Source organism: Paenibacillus alginolyticus DSM 5050 = NBRC 15375, assembly GCF_000422905.1.
Lineage (GTDB): Bacteria > Bacillota > Bacilli > Paenibacillales > NBRC-103111 > Paenibacillus_E > Paenibacillus_E alginolyticus.
The window spans coordinates 1-22,900 of record NZ_AUGY01000100.1; the positions used below are offsets into that span (position 1 = coordinate 1).

The 22,900-nt window shown below is 43.2% G+C and carries 25 protein-coding genes and 1 pseudogene; 6 read left to right on the plus strand and 20 right to left on the minus strand.

What is annotated here, in order from left to right; genetic code table 11:
- From G519_RS0131545 to G519_RS0131565, 3 genes are all read right to left on the minus strand, one after another.
- The coding region (locus G519_RS0131545; protein ID WP_029198050.1) for a carbonic anhydrase at window positions 1–347 on the minus strand (347 nt) is incomplete at its 3' end.
- A 1,414-nt stretch (window positions 348–1,761) separates the two neighbouring features.
- On the minus strand, window positions 1,762–2,964 hold the full coding sequence (locus G519_RS0131560; protein ID WP_029198052.1) for a macrolide family glycosyltransferase: 1,203 nt from the start codon (window positions 2,962–2,964) through the stop codon (window positions 1,762–1,764).
- A gap of 258 nt (window positions 2,965–3,222) precedes the next feature.
- The gene (locus G519_RS0131565; RefSeq protein ID WP_029198053.1) at window positions 3,223–3,711 is read right to left on the minus strand and encodes a GyrI-like domain-containing protein; all 489 of its coding nucleotides are present in this window, start codon (window positions 3,709–3,711) and stop codon (window positions 3,223–3,225) included.
- A gap of 320 nt (window positions 3,712–4,031) precedes the next feature.
- Between G519_RS0131565 and G519_RS48075 the strand changes: the two genes are divergently transcribed.
- Complete coding sequence (locus G519_RS48075) at window positions 4,032–4,826, plus strand: stalk domain-containing protein (protein WP_029198054.1); 795 nt, start codon at window positions 4,032–4,034, stop codon at window positions 4,824–4,826.
- Between the two features lie 649 nt (window positions 4,827–5,475).
- Here G519_RS48075 and G519_RS0131575 read toward each other — a convergent pair.
- The 12 genes from G519_RS0131575 to G519_RS50675 form a co-directional block, all read right to left on the minus strand.
- Window positions 5,476–5,706, minus strand: coding sequence for an ADP-ribosylglycohydrolase family protein (locus G519_RS0131575; protein ID WP_029198055.1), 231 nt, complete (start codon window positions 5,704–5,706; stop codon window positions 5,476–5,478).
- 46 nt (window positions 5,707–5,752) lie between these two features.
- Window positions 5,753–6,589: a Gfo/Idh/MocA family oxidoreductase gene (locus tag G519_RS0131580; protein WP_029198056.1), complete on the minus strand. Its 837-nt coding sequence runs from the start codon at window positions 6,587–6,589 to the stop codon at window positions 5,753–5,755.
- 17 nt (window positions 6,590–6,606) lie between these two features.
- Window positions 6,607–7,668 carry a Gfo/Idh/MocA family protein gene (locus G519_RS0131585; RefSeq protein ID WP_029198057.1) on the minus strand — a complete coding sequence of 354 codons (1,062 nt, stop codon included), beginning with the start codon at window positions 7,666–7,668 and terminating at the stop codon, window positions 6,607–6,609.
- A gap of 42 nt (window positions 7,669–7,710) precedes the next feature.
- Window positions 7,711–9,285, minus strand: coding sequence for an FAD-dependent oxidoreductase (locus G519_RS0131590; RefSeq protein WP_029198058.1), 1,575 nt, complete (start codon window positions 9,283–9,285; stop codon window positions 7,711–7,713).
- Window positions 9,286–9,326: 41 nt separating this feature from the next.
- Entirely contained in the window at window positions 9,327–10,397 is a 1,071-nt protein-coding gene (locus G519_RS0131595) for a hypothetical protein (RefSeq protein ID WP_029198059.1), read from the minus strand.
- Window positions 10,398–10,487: 90 nt separating this feature from the next.
- Window positions 10,488–11,558: a hypothetical protein gene (locus G519_RS0131600; protein WP_029198060.1), complete on the minus strand. Its 1,071-nt coding sequence runs from the start codon at window positions 11,556–11,558 to the stop codon at window positions 10,488–10,490.
- 44 nt (window positions 11,559–11,602) lie between these two features.
- The gene (locus G519_RS0131605; RefSeq protein ID WP_029198061.1) at window positions 11,603–12,481 is read right to left on the minus strand and encodes a carbohydrate ABC transporter permease; all 879 of its coding nucleotides are present in this window, start codon (window positions 12,479–12,481) and stop codon (window positions 11,603–11,605) included.
- The gene (locus G519_RS0131610) at window positions 12,474–13,370 is read right to left on the minus strand and encodes a carbohydrate ABC transporter permease (protein WP_036634506.1); all 897 of its coding nucleotides are present in this window, start codon (window positions 13,368–13,370) and stop codon (window positions 12,474–12,476) included. The genes G519_RS0131605 and G519_RS0131610 overlap by 8 nt, the downstream gene beginning before the upstream one ends.
- 66 nt (window positions 13,371–13,436) lie before the next feature.
- The gene (locus G519_RS0131615; protein WP_029198063.1) at window positions 13,437–14,774 is read right to left on the minus strand and encodes an ABC transporter substrate-binding protein; all 1,338 of its coding nucleotides are present in this window, start codon (window positions 14,772–14,774) and stop codon (window positions 13,437–13,439) included.
- Window positions 14,775–14,867: 93 nt separating this feature from the next.
- Window positions 14,868–15,791 carry an AraC family transcriptional regulator gene (locus tag G519_RS0131620; protein WP_029198064.1) on the minus strand — a complete coding sequence of 308 codons (924 nt, stop codon included), beginning with the start codon at window positions 15,789–15,791 and terminating at the stop codon, window positions 14,868–14,870.
- 405 nt (window positions 15,792–16,196) lie between these two features.
- Complete coding sequence (locus tag G519_RS50670) at window positions 16,197–16,355, minus strand: hypothetical protein (protein ID WP_154669635.1); 159 nt, start codon at window positions 16,353–16,355, stop codon at window positions 16,197–16,199.
- Between the two features lie 374 nt (window positions 16,356–16,729).
- Window positions 16,730–16,876, minus strand: a complete 147-nt coding sequence (locus G519_RS50675) for a hypothetical protein (protein ID WP_154669636.1) — start codon at window positions 16,874–16,876, stop codon at window positions 16,730–16,732.
- A 45-nt stretch (window positions 16,877–16,921) separates the two neighbouring features.
- On the opposite strand from G519_RS50675, the gene G519_RS0131635 reads away from it, so the two are divergent.
- Together G519_RS0131635 and G519_RS0131640 are read left to right on the plus strand one after the other, a co-directional pair.
- Window positions 16,922–17,809: a carbohydrate ABC transporter permease gene (locus G519_RS0131635; protein ID WP_036634510.1), complete on the plus strand. Its 888-nt coding sequence runs from the start codon at window positions 16,922–16,924 to the stop codon at window positions 17,807–17,809.
- A gap of 2 nt (window positions 17,810–17,811) precedes the next feature.
- Entirely contained in the window at window positions 17,812–18,642 is an 831-nt protein-coding gene (locus G519_RS0131640) for a carbohydrate ABC transporter permease (protein ID WP_029198066.1), read from the plus strand.
- 299 nt (window positions 18,643–18,941) lie between these two features.
- Here the strand turns inward: G519_RS0131640 and G519_RS0131645 are convergent.
- From G519_RS0131645 to G519_RS0131660, 4 genes and pseudogenes are all read right to left on the minus strand, one after another.
- A pseudogene (locus G519_RS0131645) lies at window positions 18,942–19,130 on the minus strand (IS110 family transposase); the annotation flags it as partial.
- Between the two features lie 221 nt (window positions 19,131–19,351).
- Window positions 19,352–19,789, minus strand: coding sequence for a YybH family protein (locus G519_RS0131650; RefSeq protein ID WP_029198068.1), 438 nt, complete (start codon window positions 19,787–19,789; stop codon window positions 19,352–19,354).
- Between the two features lie 346 nt (window positions 19,790–20,135).
- Window positions 20,136–20,477, minus strand: coding sequence for a copper amine oxidase N-terminal domain-containing protein (locus G519_RS0131655; protein ID WP_161632969.1), 342 nt, complete (start codon window positions 20,475–20,477; stop codon window positions 20,136–20,138).
- Window positions 20,478–20,648: 171 nt separating this feature from the next.
- Complete coding sequence (locus tag G519_RS0131660) at window positions 20,649–21,272, minus strand: hypothetical protein (protein ID WP_029198070.1); 624 nt, start codon at window positions 21,270–21,272, stop codon at window positions 20,649–20,651.
- Between the two features lie 515 nt (window positions 21,273–21,787).
- On the opposite strand from G519_RS0131660, the gene G519_RS50685 reads away from it, so the two are divergent.
- From G519_RS50685 to G519_RS0131675, 3 genes are read left to right on the plus strand one after another with little or no spacing between them, the layout of a single operon-like run.
- Window positions 21,788–21,958 carry a hypothetical protein gene (locus tag G519_RS50685; protein WP_154669637.1) on the plus strand — a complete coding sequence of 57 codons (171 nt, stop codon included), beginning with the start codon at window positions 21,788–21,790 and terminating at the stop codon, window positions 21,956–21,958.
- A 38-nt stretch (window positions 21,959–21,996) separates the two neighbouring features.
- Window positions 21,997–22,143: a hypothetical protein gene (locus G519_RS50690; protein ID WP_154669638.1), complete on the plus strand. Its 147-nt coding sequence runs from the start codon at window positions 21,997–21,999 to the stop codon at window positions 22,141–22,143.
- A gap of 33 nt (window positions 22,144–22,176) precedes the next feature.
- Window positions 22,177–22,485, plus strand: coding sequence for a hypothetical protein (locus G519_RS0131675; protein WP_029198071.1), 309 nt, complete (start codon window positions 22,177–22,179; stop codon window positions 22,483–22,485).
- 226 nt (window positions 22,486–22,711) lie between these two features.
- Here G519_RS0131675 and G519_RS49445 read toward each other — a convergent pair whose 3' ends face one another.
- Window positions 22,712–22,843 (minus strand): shikimate kinase, encoded by a 132-nt coding sequence (locus G519_RS49445; RefSeq protein ID WP_244280286.1) that lies wholly within the window; start codon window positions 22,841–22,843, stop codon window positions 22,712–22,714.
- Window positions 22,844–22,900 lie beyond the last annotated feature (57 nt).

Below are 22,900 nucleotides of genomic sequence, written 5' to 3' on the forward strand. Positions count from 1 at the left end.
TTCTCCTTCATTTTATTAATGGTTTCGCCAGGGTCAATACAGCTCATCCCGCAATCATGATGTCCTACCACAAACACTTCATCGGCATTTAATTCATATACAGCAACAATAACGCTACGCATAACGCTGCCAAATGGATGCAAAACAATCGCTCCAGCATCTTTAATGATTTTGGAATTTCCATCCTTAATATTTAACGCTCGGGGAAGAAGGTCGGTAAGCCTTGAGTCCATACAAGTTACAACAACCATCTTTCTATCTTTGAATCTAGAAGCTTTATATATTTCAAATTCCTTCTTCGCTACAAACTCCGAGTTAAAATGTAACATATCATAAAGTCGATCCAAGCTTCTCACCTCAATTTCTCTCTTGATATCTTATAATCTTATCATAACCTACGAAGCACCCTCAACATACCAAACCTTATTCTTATTAGATGGTTTCGATAAATGAATCTAGTCCTGCAACATCCATGAAAAGCAAAAGAACCATCAGAAGCGCTACCAGTACGCAACTGACGATACTGTCGTAATAATTGGTAATGTAGGGTTTTGAACCCCTGTCCAGTACTTTAATGTTGTGGTTTTGCATGACTAGGGTTCAAAAAAGTGAACAATAGCCTGCCAAAACCACAATCCCTCGTGAAAGACCATAGGGGCGAAATAATTCCACTCTCCGAAATCTGGCCAATCGAACCTGCCGACATTGCAAGTAAATGTTCTATTGTAATGAGGGATTTCCAATCATCCTCCTCAATACCGATCAGGTGTCTGCTCTCTTAGCCATCATTCCATTATTGTCAATCATAGATCACACTCCGCTTTGGATATATTTACTATATTCTAACTAATAACCAGGAACAAGGTAATGTTCGATTTTAACAGTTTGTTGGTCCTTGTCTCTCCCTACAAGCTACCATGCCAATAAGCTCCTCCACTCCCATTACAGGAGATTCATCAGTCGTACCCCTGCCCTCACAAGGATTAATGTATTTCGGCATGTGCCTTATAACAACCGTTTCGGGTAACAGCCCTTGTTGCAATGTCCCTTGCTTTCCAAGTCCCTTACAACCTAGCTATTCTTTCTGGACTTAGGTGCTTCCTCTAAGCCTGTGAGACCAATGCCGCCATTGTTCGGCATAGCGTATTTCATAGAAAAAATTTTTGCTTTACGCCGCCCACCCCATCGTTTGATGGTACATTTGTTTCCATATGTTCTAACTTTAGACCTGTACATTCGGATGTTCATCAGTTCAGACTGTTTGAACATTCTCACCATATCCAGTTTTTCAGCCACGCGACATATCCGTTGGCATACCTTTTTTTAAAAAATGGCTCCAGCCTTCGTTCTGCCGAATCTACCTGTACTTCACACCCCATGACCTGTTAGTCATGACGCGCGCAGAAGTATTGGCGGGATGGTTTCGGGATACATGGGTCCGTCATTCCCATCCTCGGTTGTAAAGTTAAGATTACATGTTGTAACCTTCTGCTCTTCACACTGTAAAACACTTATGGCAGAACTTGTCGTACTTATCCGTGAGTTCAATCATTTATCTATCGACTTGTTGACTGCCATTTAGCACAGCAAAGCTGCCGAATATCTCTGCAGCAGCTTCTTGGTTGCGCTCTTGATCCCGTGTTACTTTAAGTATACAATCTTTCTTTTATAATAGATCCTGTTCCATAACTTAATTACAATAGAAGTTGCAGTAACCACTGGGAAAAAGTCAACAATATAGTAGCTAAAAAAATTTTATATTTAGATATGATATTGACTTTTAAATTCGAAAATCTCATTAACAGCTTGATGATACCCACCTGATTTTCGAAAGGATTCCCTAATATTTGCAACAGCTATCTTGAAAGATGAGAGGCTTAACACATGATCTACGGCTTCACGTAGTTGATTTGCAGTCAAGCTTTGCATTTGTAATTTAATGCCTGCTCCGATATTGGCGACTTGCCCGGCAATTATCGGCTGATCCGCGCTTTGTGGGATTACAATTAGCGGAACCCCGTAATAGAGACCTTCATGAGTACTGTTCATTCCACCATGTGTAATAAATAATTTAGCGAATTGCAGGACATCCGTTTGTGGAACATAATTTTTTACGATGAAGTTTTTGGGGATTTCCCCTAGATCAGAAATTTGGGTTCTATTCCCAACAGACATGACAATGGCATGATCCGTGTTCCCAAATGCCTCAAAACAAAGCTTATAGAAATCAATTCCTTGGTTAAAGACAGTACCCAGTGAAATGTAAATTGGGCTTTTCTCCTTGATTGCAGGAAGGTCAAAGTTTTCTTGCGTTACTCGTGAAGAGATAGATGGACCTACAAATTTGTAAGTTTGGTCGAATGCTTCTCCCTTAGGTTGGAACTCCCTAGTTGTATAAACGAGTGTAAGTGGTGCAGGATTACAAAACACTTCGTAAGGGGAATGGATCTCCACACCATATTTATCCTTCACCATCACCGTCAGGCTTTGAAATTTATCGTATATAGGTTTAACTATTTCTGTAGGAATTTTTATAGAAAGCTGTTCCAACATTTGATCGAATGATTCTTTTGTCTGCGCAAAAGAAGTACAAGAGTTGATTGTAGGAAGCTTAAGAATTTGCGCAAGTAAACGTCCACAACCAAACATGGAATCATGGATGATGTAATCAAAATGCTCATCTTTGATCTGTTCAAGAACGCTTGGTATGACTATCTCTGCCGTAAGTAAAAGACCGTTGATTCTTTCGAGTAAATAATCTCTTCCACCTGAGATAAAGGCTTTTATAAATTTTTGATCGTCAAATGTTCGTACTGAAGCTCCCGTCTTCTCAATACGCTCCCGAAAAGCTTCTATAGTAAAGTACACTACCTCTTCTCCACGCGAAATAAGCTCTTGCACAACTCCAATAGTTGGATTGATATGTCCCTCTGATCCACCATTAATAAATAAAACACGCGCCATTTCTACCACTCCTTAGGTATACTGTTCTCTAAATTGTGTAAGAGTAAGGGGCACTGTCCCATACCATCGCTCGAATCAAATAATGGAATCAAGTTTATCATAGTACAATACTTGAAAATCTCAAAACTTTAATAACCATATTTTTCCACTATTCTACCCTTTAGTTCAACGACCTGGAACAGATCGCCGCAGTGCCTGCTTCAATAGTAATCATTTCATTATCGTGTCCCGTTAGCATAGAAAATCGTGCGGTGAATGTTATTTTTTTCGAACGGGAAAACAAATATCAGTAAGTGATTCTTCTGACTCGGGACCATGATTTCGTTCATCGTAAATTTCAATATTAAAAAGACCAGAAAGTTCATATCCGCTTTGCTTTAACCAAGTAGAGTATAAGTAATTATGTACGGCACCTGCATTTTCAAACGGACCCTTAAATGTAAATAACACGTATGTATTTGCTGGAATCTCTCGATAATCCATTCCGTCTGGAATACCATCATTTGCAGAAACTTCAATACCTATAAAGTATTCGAATTGGTCTGTTTCAGGATTATAATCTTCAGGGTCTGTTGAAAGTCCAAATACTTCTCTTTCGTTTATACAATTTTTTATTTCTGCTCTTCTTTCGAGGAAGTTAGACGCCACCTTAAGTGTCGTCTTGTTCGATAGTACATCATTAAGTGTAACCTTAGTGGATAAACCTGCTAATATCATTGCGGGCTTTTCTATAATTAATGATTCCATCTAAGACACCTCCCAAGGTATTTTTTTCGTATATGTCCAAGGTTTACTTACATTTAATTATGCTAGTCGCTTACAGGTTTTGTTATATTTCCCACAATTCTGCGCCCGTTAGTTGAACAGGCTACCAGTTATGCCGGCAGCCTGCTGTTTTACTATAGTTTTTTCGTTAGATGAGCAATTGCACTTTATCATTAATGGGTAGCTGTTTCAATTAATTTTGCATTGCTGAATCCGATTATGGTTTAGTTGCAGTTAACTTACCTATCAATAGGATCATATGGTATATTTTTACTACAAGAATTTATGGAGGTATTTTTACAATGATCAAATTAAAGCACGGAGGTTACATTGCCACATTTTTAGCAGGGGCGCTATTCGCAACATTTGGATCGGCCTACGCTGACGAAGTTGAACAGTTTGTTCTAACTAAAATCAAATATCCTGTACAAGTTAACGGCAAAGAGTACAAAGACGAATCTTTACCGACGTTAAACTATAATGGAAACACTTATGTTCCATTGAAAGCAATTGGTGAACTTACAGGTACAAAAGTACAGTGGAATGAAAAACTTGGTCAGGTAGAGATTGGTGAGAATATCTCTTTTATAAGTGATAATGGGCAAATAAAATATCAATTTTTCAATCTATATACCTATATTTCAATCAACAGCAAGTCATACAATAACGCATATCATAGGATATATAAAGATGACAGCGGCAAACTTTATATTGACGCAAATGACTTAAGTTTAATTGCAACAATTCTATCCATTTATAATGATGAATATATCATTTTACCATCTTCAAACCCATACGGCTATGAGTATGCAACACCAAAAAATGAGTTCGATTATCTTAAAATTGAAAAGTTAAATAAAAATACTGACATTTCTTATAATGAATACACTTTAATAAATCCCAAAAACTCGTTTGAAATAAAGCTGTCAAACAAAAAGGGAGATATCAAAGGATTTATTGAGCAAAATGGATATTCCAGTCCTGAAAGTAAATATCTTATTTCAATCGATGATGTTCTAAATAAGTTTGGTTTCAAATTAACCAGTAAAATGAACGATGAAAAAACAGTAGTAAATTTCAGCGTCTCAAAACCATAATAAAACTTTGAGAGATAGTAGAAGTAAACCTATCTCTCATTTTTATTCACGATTTTTCTACCTCTGATAAATAAGAAGTAACAACCGCATTGACTACTCCCGAGTTATGCAATTTTTTGTTCTCCAACTATAGATTAATGAAACTTCTCTTTTATTGAATGCTTTGCTTGCTTTTAGATCGCTGCACTTAGATATTGTACGGATAATAGAAAAGCTTCAAGAAAGTAAAATACAATTCCTGTTCCCCTTTTAGACAAAAAAACAAATCCTTAAGATAGTATATCCAATTATTACCTCGTCTCTTTCATAACTTCACTAAAAACAAATTTATAAAGTCTATTCAGAGCTACTGAATTATCCTGCCAGTTAACGTAATGGAGGCTGCCAGTTGTGCCAGCAGCCTCGTTTCTGTATTAAGAGGGAAAAGGTTCCGCAAGGAATTCTTTTCCCTATTTAAATCATATGTCGTTTTGGAAAACTTGCCGTTTCAAACTGTTGGCGATCCGTATCATAAGTTATGGATCCATTACAAAGCTATGCTGCCCGTCCCTCGGTTTTAAGGGTTTATCTCGAAAAGAAAACCCAATGCAACAATCATCGCATTGGCATTTGTATGGCACCAGTGAAGAGGGCTCTCTTCGTCATATTGCTAATGAATCCGATCAATCGCATCTTCCCAGCTGATTGTTTCCTTTTTCCAGGCTATGATCCTGTAAATGTCTTCAGCGAGCCGCGATTTTTCCGGAATTTCCGTCAATCCGGCAATCACGATAGTTTCGATATCGGCGGTAACTGCAGCAGCCGCCATCATGGCGGAAACACACATTTCGCCATAGATCCCATTTTTCACGTGTGAATTGGAGGCTTCTCTCCATGCCATTTCCACCGCCAAAATGTCAAATGTTATACACTGGGTAATCCCTTAGTTAAGGCAGGTCTACCAAACGATATGGAGTTTGTCTAGCTTTTAAGCCGTATTCAATGATCGTAATAATCGCAATAGTTTCGGACGGGTTAACCATAGGCTCACCTGTTTCGAAAAACGTTAACATTTTTTTTATAAATATTTCAAAGAAATCGGATTCAGGCTTTAAGGTTTTAGCATTGCACGAATCATAGTTTAAAGTCATCCTAAAAGGGCATTCCCACCCGAAGTGGTTAATCGTGGCTTGTCGCCCATTCGCAAATCTGATCAGCAATGCCGGAGATTTTGGTGTTCCGAAATACATCACTTGTTTCGGCTCACACCCCATCAGGGAGACGATCGGCTCGATTTGATGAATGGAGTAGTTTTCATATGTTCCCGGTCCCACACTGCAAATAGTTTCAATACCTTCCCTATCTGCCTCCACATACTCGGTTGCAAATCGAAGAGCTGACGTTGAATAAAGCGGTGTCCCATATCTCTGAGCCGTCTCAAATAAGAGAAGGGCCGTTTTTCTATCCGGTGCAAATGTTTTATCAACATAGGTGGGTTTTCCCGATTGTAATGGAAGAATGGACAACTCTTCGTGTAGCTCTGGATTATCGGGCGACAATACGATCAAATAATCGCTTTTTTCCACAACCTCGTCGATAGAACAGAGTAACTGGATGCCTTTTTTTTCGCACCAATCGGCATTGCTGAGCCCCTTTTCTGAATCCTTCTTCCCGTATGCATACGTTACTTTCATTACGCCGTTCGATGCGTTCTCGATCCACTCCGGATATTTCTCGGCATGCCACTCGTCGAGATAATAATCGATAAAACCTATTTTTTTCATGGTCCATACCCTCCAGCTTATTTAAAAGATATTTCCTCACCGTTGTCCGAAGAATCATAAATCGCCTGGATAATCTTCGCGGTAATGATGGCGGTATCAATATGGGAGGGCAGTTTTTCGCCTGTTTTAATGCATGCTAAGAAACTGTCTATTTCGTTTTGGAATTGATTAACAACATTAAATTTTGGGGTACTCTCAATCAATGCGCCATTTTGTGCACTATATATTTTGAAGCCGTCTCCATACTGCAGTCTTATTCCGGCCTTGTCTCCCAAAAAATCGATATACATCTCATCGACGCCGATGTTTTGTGCCCACGCGCCATTCAGTGTAATGCTTGGGCCTTCGGTCCGAATCATCGCCGTTACAAAATCGTCAACATCGTATGTTCCCGAATAAGTGGGCGGACCCGCCCACATGTTCAGATATGAATAATTCTTCATATCCCTCCCTAACTTACAATAGGTCTGTCCTGAAACGGTTTTAGGCTGCGGGTCGCCAGAACAATACATCACAATATCAAGGAAATGAACTCCCCAATCGATCAAAGCCCCGCCACCGGCAATGGACTTCGTGGTAAATGCTCCTCCAAGACCGGGAATGGAGCGATGGGCACGAAAGCTTATGCATACGTGGTAAAGTTCGCCCAGGTCGCCGTTTTCAATCATTTTCTTGATGATGTTTACACCCGTATTAAAACGGTTGACCACACCGATATTTAATATTTTTCCAGTTTGGTGCTGTGCATTTTGCATTTCCAAAACCTCAGAATAGGTTCTGGCGGCCGGCTTTTCGCATAATACGTTCTTACCGGCCCGAAGAAAATCGATTGCGATCGACGCGTGTATATGATTAGGCGTACAAATAGAAACGGCTTCGAGCTCAGGATCGTTTAGGATGTTATGATAATCTTTTACAGCTTTGCCACAACCATATTTCTTAACGGCCGTTTCGGCTCTTTCTTTCAAAATGTCGCAAAAATATTTAATTTCTGCGTCCTGATTGGCCATATAAGCTGGAATATGCTCATTGTTGGCAATTGTACCGCATCCGATCACAGCCACTTTTACTTTCTCCATCTTGTTTCCTCCCATTTAGACATATTTTTGTTTACCTAAAGGTTATACGGGCCGCATCTCAGGCCATGCCAATTCGATTCCATTCTGGACAAGCAAGTTTTGAAAAGCGCTCAGCAGCGTCGGATTGTTTCGGACTTCCCGAGGTTTGACGTTATGCTGCATGCAAAATCCGGCCAAATATCCTGCCGCCTCGCCGATATTCCATTCCACGGGATGTAGTCGGTAACAGCCGTTCGTTATGTGGGTCACGCCAATATTTTTGGAAGCGGGCAGCAGGTTGTTTATGCGTACCGGAATCAGGCTGCCGAGTGGAATCTGGAACGGCAAGCTGGAAATATCGATGTAATGCCGCCGCCCCGTGCTCGGATGCAGATCAATCCGGTAGCATCCGATCCCGACGGAATCGGCGAAGTTTTCCGATTCGTCAGTCCCCCGACATTCCGTACTCAAATGTTGCTCCAGCACCGTAAATTCCGCCTGAATCCGCCTAGATTCCCGGATATACGGATGCATAGCCAGCCCGTCGTCGGTGCCGACGACATCTTTTCGCAGACGAAGTCCTGGGTATCCTTGTTTTCCGTCGGGACGGGGGGCTTCCGTTTGCATCCAGTACAATAGGGAGAGACTCAACTGCTTCGCATTCTCGAGATGGCGAACCTTTTCCTCTTCGTGGACATCGATGACGGGGCCTAGCCAATAATCGTTTTGCTGCCAATTGACAAGTGTAATGTCGCTTGGATAGGTACCCGGTATAAAGTTATTCCGGTCAATTATTTTCCGATAGCCGAATAACGATATCCAGTCTTTTCCTGGAAAAAGGGGGTATTGGATCGGTTCCAGTGTGGCAGGCTTCACACCCGTCCAGCTAAGAAGCTTACCCGGCCAAAAATCAGCTTGGTACTCCCGCCAAAAACTATATTGATCAGGCTTTGGAATGGTATGATCTTCGTTTTCAAGATAATCCATAGCGAAGCAATAGGTAAACGCCTGCATGTCAAACGGTTGAGGATCGCCGTCCAAGGCGTGCGGCTCTCCAGTTTGCCGCTGCGATTCCGCCCCTATCACATATTCGACGCCGGCGAGCGGAAGCACGTCTCCACATTCGGTTGCATCCAGAAAAAAGGGAGCGGTCAACTCAATCCGAATTGGATCATCCATACCACCGACCGTTACCGAAAGGACTTCATCCCCCTCGGTCCGGGCCTTTTCCACCCGAAATCGGGTTAAAATCGTCACTTGCCCGCTGTGGGTATACGGTGCCAGCATCTGTTGCAAAACGGCAAGGGCGGTCCTGGGCTCGTGGCAGAGCCGGCTGACGAACCCGTTGCCCGGGTTCAAAAAAATGTTCGCCCTAGCTTCGGGCGTTAAAGGGAAATTGTCTCGGTAATAATTGCGAACGCCATCCCGGAAGCGGCGATAACTGAGTGTGCAGCCGAACTGTTCGATCCAGGGATGTTCGTCCGGGGGAACGGCTTGGCTCGTCAGCTGCCCGCCGATCCAATGCGTTTCCTCGGTCATTACGATCTTTTTACCCATTTTTGCTGCCGCTAGGGCTCCAGCGCAACCTCCCATTCCACCTCCGATGATGATGAGATCGGCATGCATTTCTTTGTGCATTGGGGTCTCCTCCTTCTATTATCCGGTGACAATTAATCCAGTTATTTAGGCTGGTTCGTAAAATAGATGACTTGCGGTCCAGAAGATCCTCCTGTTAAACTCATTTCAGACTTATATTCTCCGCCGTTCGGGTTCAATTTGAAGTTGACGATATTCCAGGCGTTTTCATAAGACAGATATTCGGATTGGAAGATCTCCTTATTCCATTTGACCGCATAATGTCCATAACCCCCCGCAGGATTCAGATACAAGCTAACTTGGCTTGGATGATGATAGCTGTTGATGATTTCTGTAGACAAACGATACATGACCCCGTAATTACCGTTATTGATGACTGTCTTTCCGTCCACAGCGTCCCAGCCTTCCTCATACTCACCAGGCATTTCATTTCCCTTCCACGGTCCAACTGCATCAGAGTCGATGCTGAGATAACCGTTGCCTGTCGAAGTATTGTAACGGATAGTTCCTACCCGATCGAAATGCGGAAACGTTCCCCGGGTTAAAGAGTCTCCCGGAAGAATTGCAGCTAGCTCTGGATGGATGGGCTTTACATCATAGCTTAAAGTGGTCACTGTCACCTGGGCCGGGTGGTTTCCTTTCTTCGTCGACGCGATAAATTGGACGAGACCGCTGTTCGTTATGTTGGAATCGGTTGGAGCCGTGAAATAATAGGTTTCACCTGGCACCAGATCTGCAAGAAATTGTTTTTTATCCTGGGTACGCATAAAATCGGCAAGGGCTGTTTGACCGGCTACATCTACGTAAATATTTGTCCCCAACCCGCTGCCTTTAGAAGACAAATTAATCGGTTCGCCCGAAGTGTTCGTAACAGCTACACCCACCGTTAGCGTGTGCTCTGCCGCATTCTGATGATGCCAGAATACGCGGAATTCTCCTTCGGCGGTGTCGCGATAGAATGCTCCTGGTGCCGAGAACGTTTCTGGACTATCACTGAAAATCAACTTGCCCCCAACGCCCGTCAGCTGTGGTTTCTCCAGCTGGACAGCCGGTTGAAGCGAAGAAACCGGTACGGTGTTCTGTGCCGCAAATGCAGTACTTGCACTCATTAATGCCAATATTAACGCGACGCTTATTGCGATATTTCTTTTCAACCTATCCAAACCTCCTCTGATAGAACATCTAAGAAAGATGCCTCAGTCTAAACGCATACGACTGAGGCGTTCCACACGGTTAAAAACCGGTTATTTAGGCTGGTTGGTAAAATACACGACCTGTGGCCCTGCAGCTCCACCTGTTAAACTCATTTCCGCTTTAAACAAGCCGCCGTTCGGGTTCAATTTGAAATTGGTGATATTCCATGCGTTCTCCCAAGTCATGTAATCCGATTGGAAGATTTCCTTATTCCATTTGACGACATAATGTCCGTATCCACCCGACGGATTCAGGTATAAGCTCATCTGGCGGGGATGGTGATAACTGTTGACGATTTCCGTGCCCAAATGATACATGACGCCGTAGTTGCCGTTATTAATGACGGATTTGCTATCAACCGCATCCCAGCCGTCCTCATATTCGCCGGGCAAAGCGTCACTCCATTGTCCGTACGCGGCCGAATCAATCCGGATGTAAGCATTGCCGAGCGAAGTATCGTACTTCAGGAGGCCGATCCGGTCAAAGTGTGGAAAGGTCCCCCGCGTATGCGAATCTTCGGGAAGAACCGCGATTTGCTCAGGATGAACTGGCTTCACGTCATAGCTTAAAACGGTTACTGTCACCTGAGCCGGGTTTTCTCCGCGCAGCGATAATGCCGCAAATTGAACGATGCCGCTATTCGTGATGTCGTAATCTGTCGGAGCCGCCAGATAATAGCTTTCCCCCGGCTTGAGATCGGCTACCAAATTGGTTGTACTCTGGGTACGCATAAAGTCAGCCAGTGCCGTTTGGCCAGCAACGTCCACATAGACGTTCGTTCCTAACCCGCTGCCTTTCGTGTATAAATTAATCGGCTCTGCCGATGTATTGGTTACCGCAACGCCTACGTTAAACGTTTGGTTCGCCGCATTCTGATGATGCCAGAACACGCGGAAGTCACCTTCCGCTTTGTCGCGATAGAATGCGCCAGTCGTGGAGAACGTTTCTGGCGAATCGCTCAATAGGAGCTTGCCTCCCACTCCTGTCAATTGCGGTTTCTCGAGATGAACAGCAGGTTGAAGCGACGAAACCGGTACCGTAACCTGCGCGGCAAATGATAAACTTGCTCCTGCCAGTCCTAGCATCAACATGACACTTACTGCGATTTTTCTCTTCAACACATCAATCCCTCATTTCGATAAGTTTGGATGGAAAACCCCTTCGATTACCCTTTGACTGCGCCCACCATGCCGTTGATGAATTGCTTTTGCAGAACCAGGAAAATCAAAATGATCGGGATAACGGAAATGATCGTTCCGGCAGCGATGTACGGAAAGTTATAGGCCAGGTTCCCCTGCAAATACTGCAGGGCGGCGGTAAGCGGATATTTTTCCTTGTCATCCAGGATGATGACCGGCCAGATCATGCTGTTCCAGAAGCCCATAAAATCGAAGATAACAACCGTTGCAATCGCAGGCCGGATCATGGGGACCATAATATTCCAGAAAATCCGAAACTCGCTTGCACCGTCAATTCGACTGGAATACTCCATATCGTTCGGAATGGTAATAAAGGCCTGCCTAAGTAGAAAAATGTTAAACACGCTGACCGCCGAAGGAAGCACGACACCCCACACCGTGTTGTACAAATGAAGCTTCTGGATCAAAATAAAGTTGACGATCATTCCGGCGGCATTAGGTAGAATCATCGTGCTGATGATGGCGTAAAAGACAAAATTGCGGCCGGGAAAATGAATCCTAGCGATCGGATACGCCGTTGCGGTGCAGATCACGACATTTAACACTACTCCCAAAAATGTCATTACAATGGTATTCCATATATAGCTCCATAACGGCATGATGTGGAAGACATCGAGATAGTTTTTAAAGTTAATCGGCCATGGAATCAGCTGTGGCGGGAATTTGTAGACATTCGCGTTTACCTTTAAGGATGTGGACAGCAGCCATAAAAACGGGCCCAGAAAAACCAGCGCTATAAGAAATAACAACAGGTAGACAATGACGGCCGAGATGACTTTTTTCCAGCTTCTTCTTTTGGAATTCGGCCTAATTCCTGTCCTAATTACATTGATCGCCTCATTCATAATAGGTTAATCCTCCCTTTCTTGTGTACCTGAACATGATCAAGGAGAACACCAGAATAATCAAAGCGACAACAAGTCCAACAGCCGCAGCGTAACCGAAATTAAAATCCTGGAACGCCACTTTGTACGAATACACACTGGTGACCAGAGTAGAGTTAACCGGGTCGCCCTTAGGTCCGTGCATGACGAAAATTTCATCAAAAACCCGAATCGCGCCCATGACAGACAATAACGAACATAATAAAACGAACGGCATCAGCAGCGGAATTGTGATATGACGAATGACCTGGCTCCGATTGGCCCCGTCTATTCTGGCCGATTCCTGTATTTCCGACGGGATGGTCTGCAATCCCGCAAGGTAGATCATCATGTAGTATCCGAGCCCTTTCCAGATCGTCACCAGCATGACCCCGGCTAACGTCAAACTCGGTTCCACCATAAAAGCGATCTCGTGCTTGATCAACCCAAGGCTGAGCAGGATATAGTTCAGAATCCCTTTCTCCTCATACATCCATTTCCAAGCAATCGCAGCGGCAACCATAGAGGTCACGACCGGAATAAAGTACGCCACCCGGAAAAAGTTCACAAATTTCAACTTAGTATTCACCAGCACCGCCATCAAGATAGCCAGTATCTGGATAACGGGCACGACAACCACATAAATCAGTGAATTTTTCAAAGAAACCAAAAAGTCCGGATCATGAAACGCTTTATTGAAATTTTTCATACCAATCCATTTGGTTGTGTCTACCGCCGAGTAGTTCGTGAAAGCAAGGGGTAAACCATACACAATTGGATAAAACGTAAATGCAATCAGCAGGATCATCCCGGGTGCAATCATGAAATAGGCAAAAGCGGATCGGCGCTTTTGTTGTTTGGATAAGCTCAAACGTATCCCTCCCTAGCTGGTTAGCATAAAGGGAGTAGATTATTCTCCCCCCCTTATTCAGGCATTTTAGTTATCCGCATTCACTTGGTCCAAAATTTTCTGCATGTCAATCTCAGCCGACTTCAGCATATCTTCTGGGGATTGCTGTCCGAGCAGCATTTTCGTCCACCCCTTCCAAAGTGGTTCCAATACTTTCGATTCGTCTTTGATGCCGAGCGTAAAGTCCTGCGCTTGACCTACCATCGATGCGGAGATGACTTTCGCCTTCGATTCAGGGTCGCTGCCACCTTGTGTAAAGAAAGGATCCTGTGCCGCTTTTTTCGTCGACGGAAGAATGTTAACCACTTTGCAAAATTCCAGCTGTGATTCGTCGTTCGTAATAAAATTCGCAAAAGCGATCGCTTCTTTATGGTTTTTGCTCATGCTCGGAACAACGACATCCATAAGACCTGCTTGATATTTGCCCCCTTCTTTTAAAGCCGGCATTTTCGAAACCAGCGTGTTATCGTAAACGTCCTTCGCGTTTTGTTTGACGCGGTTCAGGAAGTTGGCGCCGGTCGTCAGCGTCGCGATTTCTCCGGCTTGATACTTATCCGTCGCATAGTTCGCATCAGCGCTGAGACTGTCCTTGGGAACGACCCCTTGGTCATAGAGATCTTTGTTCCATTTTGCCCAAGCCAAAGCTTCCGGCGTATTAACGATAATTTTCTTCTTGTCCGGGCTGATGATCGGCACACCGGAGAAATACAGATCCGCAGGGGGGTTAGAGTTCAGCGTGAAACCGTATTTCCCGGTCTTTTGTTTGATTTGAATGGCCTGCTGCTTCATTTCCTCCATCGTGGTAGGCGGTTTGTTTACATCGAGTCCGGCCTGCTCATAAAGCTTCTTGTTGTACATGAACACGGACAGCCCGAAATACCAAGGGAATGCATAGGCACTGTTGCCGATTTTCGTTGAATTATAAAGATCTGGGAAATAGATGGAGCGCTGCTCGTCCGTCGCTTCTTTGTTCAAGTCGACAAGCGCATTTTTGGCAGCCAGCGTAAGAGTCATACCGGTATTCAGATTGACTACATCCGGCGAGTTACCACCTGCGATTGAAGTGAGCAGTTTGTTTTCCATCGAACCGTAAGGAAGATCTGTCCATTTCACGGTGATTCCAGGATTAGCGTCCTGGAATTTCTTGATCCGGCCTTTTATGTATTCGTCAAAGTTTGGACTGAGCGAGATGGTCCAGAAATTTAAGGCCACGTCTTTCTTACTCGCCGTGGTTGCCACCGGAGTTTGTCCCGGTGAAGAAGAGCTGCCTCCAGTAGTGGTGCTGTTACTGCTGCATGCGGCCATCATTGAAACGGCCATCGTGGTTACCAAGAACAGAGAGGTCAATCGATTGATTTTTTCCATATTATCCCTCTTTCATCCCGACTTTTATTGAATGAGTTCACAACTTGATCATATCTAAATCCGCGCTCCGTGTATTTATCCATTCATGCTTACCTATTGTTCCTTTTTATCTTTTTTGTCGCAATGAAGCTGTATGTATTCGGTCGGTGAGAGCCCGACCGCCTTTCGAAAGGCCCTGCTGAACGAATGAATCGACTGGTACTGCATGGTCAATGCGATCTCTGTAATGCTGTGTTTTCTTGTACGGATTAATTCGATGGTCTTCTCCAGCCTTTTCTGTGCATAAAAATTTCGCAGGCTGATCCCCGTTTCTTCGGTAAACAAGTGGGAGAGATAAGAATAGCTGTAGCCTAGCGCCCGAGAAACCTCCGTCAAATCCTTTAGCTGGAGAATATGATTATCGATGTAGCTGATAGCGTTGTAGACAATCTCTTTGGAATCGCCTTTCTCCTTTGTGTAATGGTAAGAACTATCCCAATCTGAGAAAAAATTGCGGTACATCAGCACGATCAGTTGATTCAGATAAGTCTGGGTCATAAGCTGTGAATATTGGCTCACATTTCGAAACTCTTTCAATGCGCTCAAAAACGGATGCTCGATGCCCAGCCGGTCTTTCTTGAGTGGCAACCCTTTTATTTCCATCATTTTCTGAATATGGATAAAGGGACTCTCCATACTCTCGTGATGGTCGCTGTTCCGTGGTGGGTGGAATGAAAAACCGAAATAAAAATACCGGAACGGATCTCGTTCGTCCGCACCTCCGGCATGATTTTCCCCTGGATTGTTGATATAGAGGTCTCCCGCTTCCACCTCGTAGCGTTTGCCGTTTGTAGAAAACCACCCTTTGCCCGACATGACGTAGGTAATTTCGTAACAAACTTGCGTATGCTCCATCAAAACATAACCGGAATCGCAGCTCAAGTCGCCGATTTGGAACAGAAAAAAAAATTCGTAAGGCTTCGGGTCTAGAAAGTATAAATTGTCAAAGTGAAATCTTTTTTTATCGGTTGACACCATCTCTTAAATTCCCCTTTACACTGTAATTTGTCTTTCGCTTTTCCTGTAACAGGAATTCACGAAAAATAATAAAGTTGTAGACTACCTCATTGAACTATTGTTTTTCGTTAGCTCAATCGATTGTTAAATTTTTCTCCAGAAGTGTTTGATTAAATCCTGATATCCTGCCTCAATCATTATTGAGTTAATTACTTCTCTTAATGATTCATAAACTTGTTTTTCATTGCGAATATGTTTGTAGCATTGCATGGTAAGCCTCAAAGTTATTGACCGAAATAGACAAATGGTTGCCGATCTACCCCGAGTTCTGCCACGCAAACCTGCCCGTTAATTGAGAAGGCTGCCGTTCAATTGGCAGCCTTCTCAAGATGTCTATTTAGATATAGTTCTGCGTTAGCGGAATAGCTATTTTTCCAGTATTACAAGAGAATTGACAGTATTAATTCCGCCACCTCCCATAGAACTTTGACTAACAACCTTCCATCCCTGAGATAACAATTCGTTTAGTTCTTCTAAATTATTCTTTTTCTCGGTCAAGTAACTAACAATTATTGCTCTTTGCATATAACAAACACAACTCCTTATTAACAAATAATCCCATAAAATTAGACGCTTCAAAGACATTGATAGTTTCGTATCACTCCCCAACAGCTCAAAAAAGTGGTAGCTTTAACACAAGCTAACACCATGCTCTTCTGCCCGTTAGCTTAATCGTTAAGGTCTCCACTTTCCTACAATCCGTCGGGAATGAGATAATGTTCTTGTCAAAATCGGGAATGGGATAAGGTTCTTGTCATTGGGTTTTGACAAGAACCTTATCCCATAAAATAAAAAAGCCGCGATTTATGCGACTTTTAATGAGATAATGTTCTTGTCACCCGACATCAGGCATCTTCAAATAATTATGAAGATGCCTACTGAATCTTTAATGTTTTAGCTTAATAGCCGCCTTCCAGAAAGTTAGTCGGTTCAGTCTCTGTCATTTGCAACTGTATTCCAGTCACAGCGTCGATAAAAACGATCATTTTATTTCCGGCAGCGTAACTTGCTGTTACAACCCAAACAGACCTAACTACAAGGGGCAATGCGATTTGCCCCTTGTACATCCTATAAGCTAAAGGTTGTTGCACATGAACAAACCAAAAATTTTCAAACGAGAGATCAGTTATGTTCTGCTTTTGCTTCCTGCCTTACTTATTTATTGTACCTTTTTCATAATTCCGACTTTAAAGACCGCTTTATACAGCTTTACAAACTGGTCAGACGTGCATCCGGTTGTTGTCAAGTTTGTTGGTCTAGACAATTATATAGCTCTCTTTAAAGATTCAATCTATTTGACAGGTATTAGAAACACTTTAATCTATGCGGTACTCGCGATGCTTGGGCAGAATGTACTAGCCATTCCATTAGCGGTGTTTCTCAATAAAAAATTAAAAACAAAAAATCTGCTGCGGGCTGCGTTCTTCCTTCCTGCGGTGTTCAGCGTATTGGTTATCGGTTTTCTCTGGAATTTTATGTACTCACCCTCCGACTTTGGCTTGATTAATCAACTTGTAGTCGCTCTTGGCTTTGAACGCATCAATTTTCTCGGAGATCCTCATCTTGCACTCTATTCGGTCATCATCGCCTCCGTATGGCAGTGGGTTGGTTACACAATGGTTATTTATTTGGCCAACTTGCAGAGCATCTCAACAGATTACTACGAAGCGGCGAAGATTGACAGAGCGAGTGGGTTGCAAATGTTCCGCTATATCACACTTCCTCTACTGCTTCCGGCGATCACTTTCAATACGGTTATGGGGATGATAAACGGCATGAAGGTATTTGATATTGTTTACGCCTTGACTGGCGGTGGCCCGGGGTATTCTACGGAAACGATCGTATCACTCATGCTCAAGAAAGGGCTCAGTGAAGGTTTCTATAGCTATGGAGCCGCATTCGGTATCGTCTTCGTTATCCTCGTTGGCATCATCACCTTTATTCACATTTCACTAATCAAGATGTGGGAGCGGCGGTAATCATGAATCGATATACAAAAGAAACTGCCGTCACGGAAATTCTCATGCTCGTCTTAGCGGCGATTTTTATGATCCCTATTTACTATTTGATCATCACGACTTTTAAGACCCCAGCTGATGCGGTCTCTCATCCGCTGGGCCTTCCAGTTAACATCACGTTCGTCAATTACATTCGCGCCTTTAAGGCAATGAACTACATTCATGTGTTGGGAAACAACCTTATCATTACGATTTCTTCCGTTGCGGGTATTGTCATGTTTTCTGCGATGGCTGCTTACAGCTTGGTACGACGCACTAATCACTTCAATCGGATCGTGTTCCTTTTATTCATGGTTGGGATGATGGTACCGTACCAAATGGGGATCTTAGCACTTTATAAACAGGTAGCCCAGCTTGGGCTTATGAATACCCACACGGGCATTGTTCTTATAGAAATTTGTTACAGCCTTCCGTTCTCTATCTTTTTAATTAAAAGCTTTATCAGCTCTACCGTTCCATTTGAACTGGAAGAAGCAGCAAGAGTAGACGGCTGTGGGGTTTGGAGAACATTCTGGCAGATTGTGTTCCCTCTGCTTACGCCGGTGATTGCCACTGTAGCGATTTTAAATACACTTGGTGTGTGGAATGATTTCATGACGCCATTGTTGTTCTTGCAATCCCGTTCAAAGGGTGTATTGCTCTTAGAAGTGTTCCGCAATATTGGGCAATTCTCGACCGACTGGACGAATTTCTTCCCGATGATGCTCCTAGCGGTTGCACCACTCATTCTGTTCTACATCTTCATGCAAAAATATATCATTAACGGCATCACGTCCGGCTCGCTAAAGGGATAGGAGCTTAAAGCTTTGCAAGAGAAAGCCTTTGAAGCTGAATACCTCTATTCATAGGTTGTAGCTTGAAACGAATACATTAAAGCCCTGATCCGAATGGAGCAAGGTTTCATGTATTCGTCTTTTTCATTTCTTTTGATCCGGAGCCGTACGGATGTCTCCGAAGCATTCCTCCGTTCAACCCAAAAGCTGAAGCAACTGGCCGATTTTCTCTTCGACGGTCATAAACGAGAGAAAATTGGCCGCCTGTTTTTCAGCTTAAAGCAAAGGAATCTTATCGCTCACTTTACTTCCTCGCCCAACCGAATGTATTTTTCGAAGCCTTCAATTGCATTTGAAAATGTGAGATGACGATTTGAAAGTACGATGCCGCGAAAATTAGTCGCTTGCGCGACATGAGTTTCCTTCACAATGTCGATGCCCACAACAAGATGAGAAATGGTAATTCGTTCAATACATTGATTTTGTCCGTCTGTTTGTTTAAACTTCATAGCGAGAAAGCCTCCTTGATGGTATTGGGTTACAAACCCGTCGACAAACCCATCATACCGAGGAGCTCCTTTTTCGCTATTTCTTAGCCCTAACAGGAATGTTTAGCGGAGTGAAGGGCTGCCACGCGGCAGCCCTTCAAATGTTTAACTATCGTTCTCCGTTTAGTTTAACAATTTCCTTTTTAAAACAATATATTTTTACTTGTATATAGGATAGGTCCTTACTTTAAGTTAAAAATGCCCTTCCCAGTTTCCATACTTATTGGCAATGATGAATGTGTATGTGTTATAGTCCAAGATTCATTTTCTTTTCTTAAACAGAATGTGAATCTATTTGTCATCTGACGAAGTTTCTCTCTAGATTCGTTGTAAGCAGCGAACGTAACAGCACAATGAACGAAAGCGAGATTCGAATTTTCTACAACTACTACATCATCAATATCGGTTTTGAGTAAAACACCTTCCTCGCTTAAACCATTGAACCATTCTTTCACTATTTCCTTCCATTGAGAAATGCCAATGCACTCCCAGTTTTCCCAACAATCATAAATATGTATGTCAGAAGCGAATGTAGATACAAATCTCTCAACATCTTTCTCATAAATTGCAGATTTATAATTTTCCAGAACGTCCTGAACTTTATTAAAACCAAAACTCATGAATTCATCTCCTTTATTACTCTCATAAATTTATTTGTTACAATTACTATCTTCTATGTCTACAACATGTTTTCCTACTTTCACTAAACTCCCTTTACTTTAATAACATCAAAGTGGATCTGTCCTCGCGGCAGCTCCACAGTATCGTCTCCCGTTAACGGAATTAATGAATTTCAAAATGCACATTATCTAAGAAAGAAATAAGTCGGCGAGAATACCAAGAGCGAACACCACAAAAAAATGAGTATTGCATATTGCCGCTGCGGCTTGGGCTCTATTTGCGGCACAACGGATGCTCGAAAAAGGTAAAAGGTGGTGACCATGGACTGGTCACCACCCTATTGGGTTACGAGGTAATACGAACGAGCTGAGCAGCTTCGTCCCATTCAACGTGACTGCCTAAGGCTTCGCTCACCACACGGATGGGCACATAGGTCACATTGTTTAGCAGAGCCGGCGCGGTATCAAGCACCGTAGGTTCTCCGTTGATGGTCCCCTCCGTAGAGCCGACTCGCAAGACAATCCTCTTCCCATCTTTTTCGGCAGTGATTTCATTTTGTTCTGCCGACCATGTGACGCTCGCTCCCAGCATTTCAAAAACTTCACGAAGCGAGATCATCACCCGACCGTCCTGTTTGACAAGCGGATGCACCAACGTCTGCTCTTCGCCATTCAAGCTTAAATTCATATCATCTGCCCTTTCAAGGCAGATGGCGTGCCGGTTGTTCGTAATAATCACGCTCTTCTTGGTGAGCGGGATGATCTGCGAATAGCCTATGATTTTATTGGTGATCTGCAGGGTGAATCTGGGCTGCCCATCCGGATCAAGCGAATGCACGCTGCCGCCATTCGTCGAAACCTATACATTTCCTTGCACGTCCGACGCCAGGTTTTGTGTGAAATTGGGCGATATATTATAACCCGCCGCACGTTCAGCGGCATTTAAGGTATATTCCCATTCCGGCTTCCCTGATACGAGGTCGACATCCGTTAACGTCGACGCTTTCTCGTCGACCTTGTAATACCCTCCGTGGTGGTCGACGATTTTCCCGCTGAGCGAAGCTGCGATCTCGGGATCGGTTTCTTCGGAGAGTCCGGTTGCGGTCATCGTATAGTACTTCCCGCCAAACGCCACGTATTTCCCCATGATTTTTGCCACGGATTTGGTCATGTGGCTCGGCATCGCCCATAGGACGTTCCCGTCATCACACAGGCACAAGAGTTGGTCTTGAATCCCCACGAGCACGTTACCCTTCGGGTCCGTCAACAGGAGATTCATGGCAGAGACAGGATAGGTGGCACCTTGATATTGAAGCTCATTGGTTTGCCACTTGACCGATCCGTCCGTACGAAGGGAGGTTAGTCCCTGATCCAAGTATCCGATGAAGCTCCCCTTCCAGTCCAACGCAAAGAACAAGTTCGGGAGCACGGGTTTTGCATTTCGGACGATCGCAAGGGATAGATCTTTGTACTGGCTAAGCACTTTCCCCTTTGTATCGAAGCGGGATACCGTTACTTTCGAAGTCGCTTTATTCGGGTCAAGATAGGCAAAATCGTCGGTATAAGTATATCCTTAAGAGTTGCCAACGATCGCTTGCTTGTCCAGTCTTTAAAGACGGAGAAATACTCTGGGAAACGTATGTCTAACCAGCGAATAATCCGGTTCTGCAACCTCACACTATTCGTTACCCAAAATTCCCGATCACCATATCCAGTTTTTCAGCCGCGCGGCATATCTGTTGGCATACCTTTTCGATTAGAATGGCTCCAGCCTACGTTCTGCCAAATCTACCTGTACTTCATACCCCATGACCTGTCAGTCATGACGCACGCAGGAGTATTGGCGGGATGCTTTCGGGAAACATGGCTCCTTCATTCCCACCCTCAGCGTAAAATCAGGCTTTTACCATAAGACATTAGTCCAGTTCATTACACTTCAATTCCGCATTTATTGTATAGAGTCAAACACCTAATTCCATTTTGTAAAGGAGTTTTGTCATGGGTATTCGTAAATTGAGTCGAAAAGCAAGAGCATCTAAGCTCCTCAAAGACATTCGCAAATTAACCAAAGAGACAGAGAAAGTAGATGAGAAAATTAAAGAAGTAAACCACGAAATAAGGCAACAAGTGAGACGGTCTATCACTTTACTTCAAAAACTGCTTGGATGAAGAGCTTACCAAACAACAAATGTAAGGGAGGGATTTAAATGAGCAATACACGCATAAAGCTTGCCAGGGCGGTTCGCAAATTCATACATGAGGCTAAGGAATTCAGTGAAACCACTAAAAAAGAAGAACGGAAAACAAAAAAACTCACGAGAATAGCCAAACAATTGATTAAACAAATTATCTGATAATACAAATTCAACGGAAGGAGGTTCTTTTTTATGCTTACCCCTGAACAAATAATAATTGTAAAATTTATTAATCTAACACTTCGTCGCATTGACGGAATAAATAAAGAAATTAAAGAAAAGGGTCGTGATTTTGCACCCGAATCTCCAAGAATTATAGCTTTAAGAAAAATGGGTATTACCGAGCGTACCTTAGGTCCGGTGGGTTTTGGTTTTAGTGAAGCAGCGATTAGCATAATAGATGAAAAATTAAAAACACAGGATACTCTAGCGGATGAACTTGAGCAAGCTAAGAATGAGCTTAAATTTGCGAACGATGAATTGGACGCAACCATTAAATAACAAGCTCTAAAAGCATCCTAACGAGCTTTTCATGGGCTCATTTTTTGTTGTCTTTCAGCGTTTGCATGGAGGGATACGGATCTCTTTTCAGAGAGTATCCAGAACATGTGTCTCGGTTGATACGCCAACTTGGGGTACGACCGAGATACGTATATTATCTAGATAATCTAGGGGCTTCTACTAACGAGTTAAGATAACGTGTAAAAATGGGTCCCATGCTGGAATTTCATTCCATATATTGTATAACAATATCTGTATCCACGTAATCCATTCCTAAAGCTTTTGCAAGTAACACACCTAAAGTGTTTTTACCAGCTCCAGACATACCTATATGAAATATATTCATATTCTTCCTCACTTTTGAAATGCCTCCATTTTTTTCTTTAATTAATTCGAACTAACCTCCCGTTTGCGG

Coding starts and splice junctions, on each gene's coding strand:
- G519_RS0131560 (WP_029198052.1), bottom strand. CDS start 2,964: ATGGCGCGTGTTTTATTTATTAATGGTGGATCAGAGGGACATATCAAT.
- G519_RS0131565 (WP_029198053.1), bottom strand. CDS start 3,711: ATGGAATCATTAATTATAGAAAAGCCCGCAATGATATTAGCAGGTTTA.
- G519_RS48075 (WP_029198054.1), top strand. CDS start 4,032: ATGATCAAATTAAAGCACGGAGGTTACATTGCCACATTTTTAGCAGGG.
- G519_RS0131575 (WP_029198055.1), bottom strand. CDS start 5,706: ATGGCATGGAGAGAAGCCTCCAATTCACACGTGAAAAATGGGATCTAT.
- G519_RS0131580 (WP_029198056.1), bottom strand. CDS start 6,589: ATGAAAAAAATAGGTTTTATCGATTATTATCTCGACGAGTGGCATGCC.
- G519_RS0131585 (WP_029198057.1), bottom strand. CDS start 7,668: ATGGAGAAAGTAAAAGTGGCTGTGATCGGATGCGGTACAATTGCCAAC.
- G519_RS0131590 (WP_029198058.1), bottom strand. CDS start 9,285: ATGCACAAAGAAATGCATGCCGATCTCATCATCATCGGAGGTGGAATG.
- G519_RS0131605 (WP_029198061.1), bottom strand. CDS start 12,481: ATGAATGAGGCGATCAATGTAATTAGGACAGGAATTAGGCCGAATTCC.
- G519_RS0131615 (WP_029198063.1), bottom strand. CDS start 14,774: ATGGAAAAAATCAATCGATTGACCTCTCTGTTCTTGGTAACCACGATG.
- G519_RS0131620 (WP_029198064.1), bottom strand. CDS start 15,791: ATGGTGTCAACCGATAAAAAAAGATTTCACTTTGACAATTTATACTTT.
- G519_RS50670 (WP_154669635.1), bottom strand. CDS start 16,355: ATGCAAAGAGCAATAATTGTTAGTTACTTGACCGAGAAAAAGAATAAT.
- G519_RS0131635 (WP_036634510.1), top strand. CDS start 16,922: ATGAACAAACCAAAAATTTTCAAACGAGAGATCAGTTATGTTCTGCTT.
- G519_RS0131640 (WP_029198066.1), top strand. CDS start 17,812: ATGAATCGATATACAAAAGAAACTGCCGTCACGGAAATTCTCATGCTC.
- G519_RS0131650 (WP_029198068.1), bottom strand. CDS start 19,789: ATGAGTTTTGGTTTTAATAAAGTTCAGGACGTTCTGGAAAATTATAAA.
- G519_RS0131655 (WP_161632969.1), bottom strand. CDS start 20,477: ATGAATTTAAGCTTGAATGGCGAAGAGCAGACGTTGGTGCATCCGCTT.
- G519_RS50685 (WP_154669637.1), top strand. CDS start 21,788: ATGGGTATTCGTAAATTGAGTCGAAAAGCAAGAGCATCTAAGCTCCTC.
- G519_RS50690 (WP_154669638.1), top strand. CDS start 21,997: ATGAGCAATACACGCATAAAGCTTGCCAGGGCGGTTCGCAAATTCATA.
- G519_RS0131675 (WP_029198071.1), top strand. CDS start 22,177: ATGCTTACCCCTGAACAAATAATAATTGTAAAATTTATTAATCTAACA.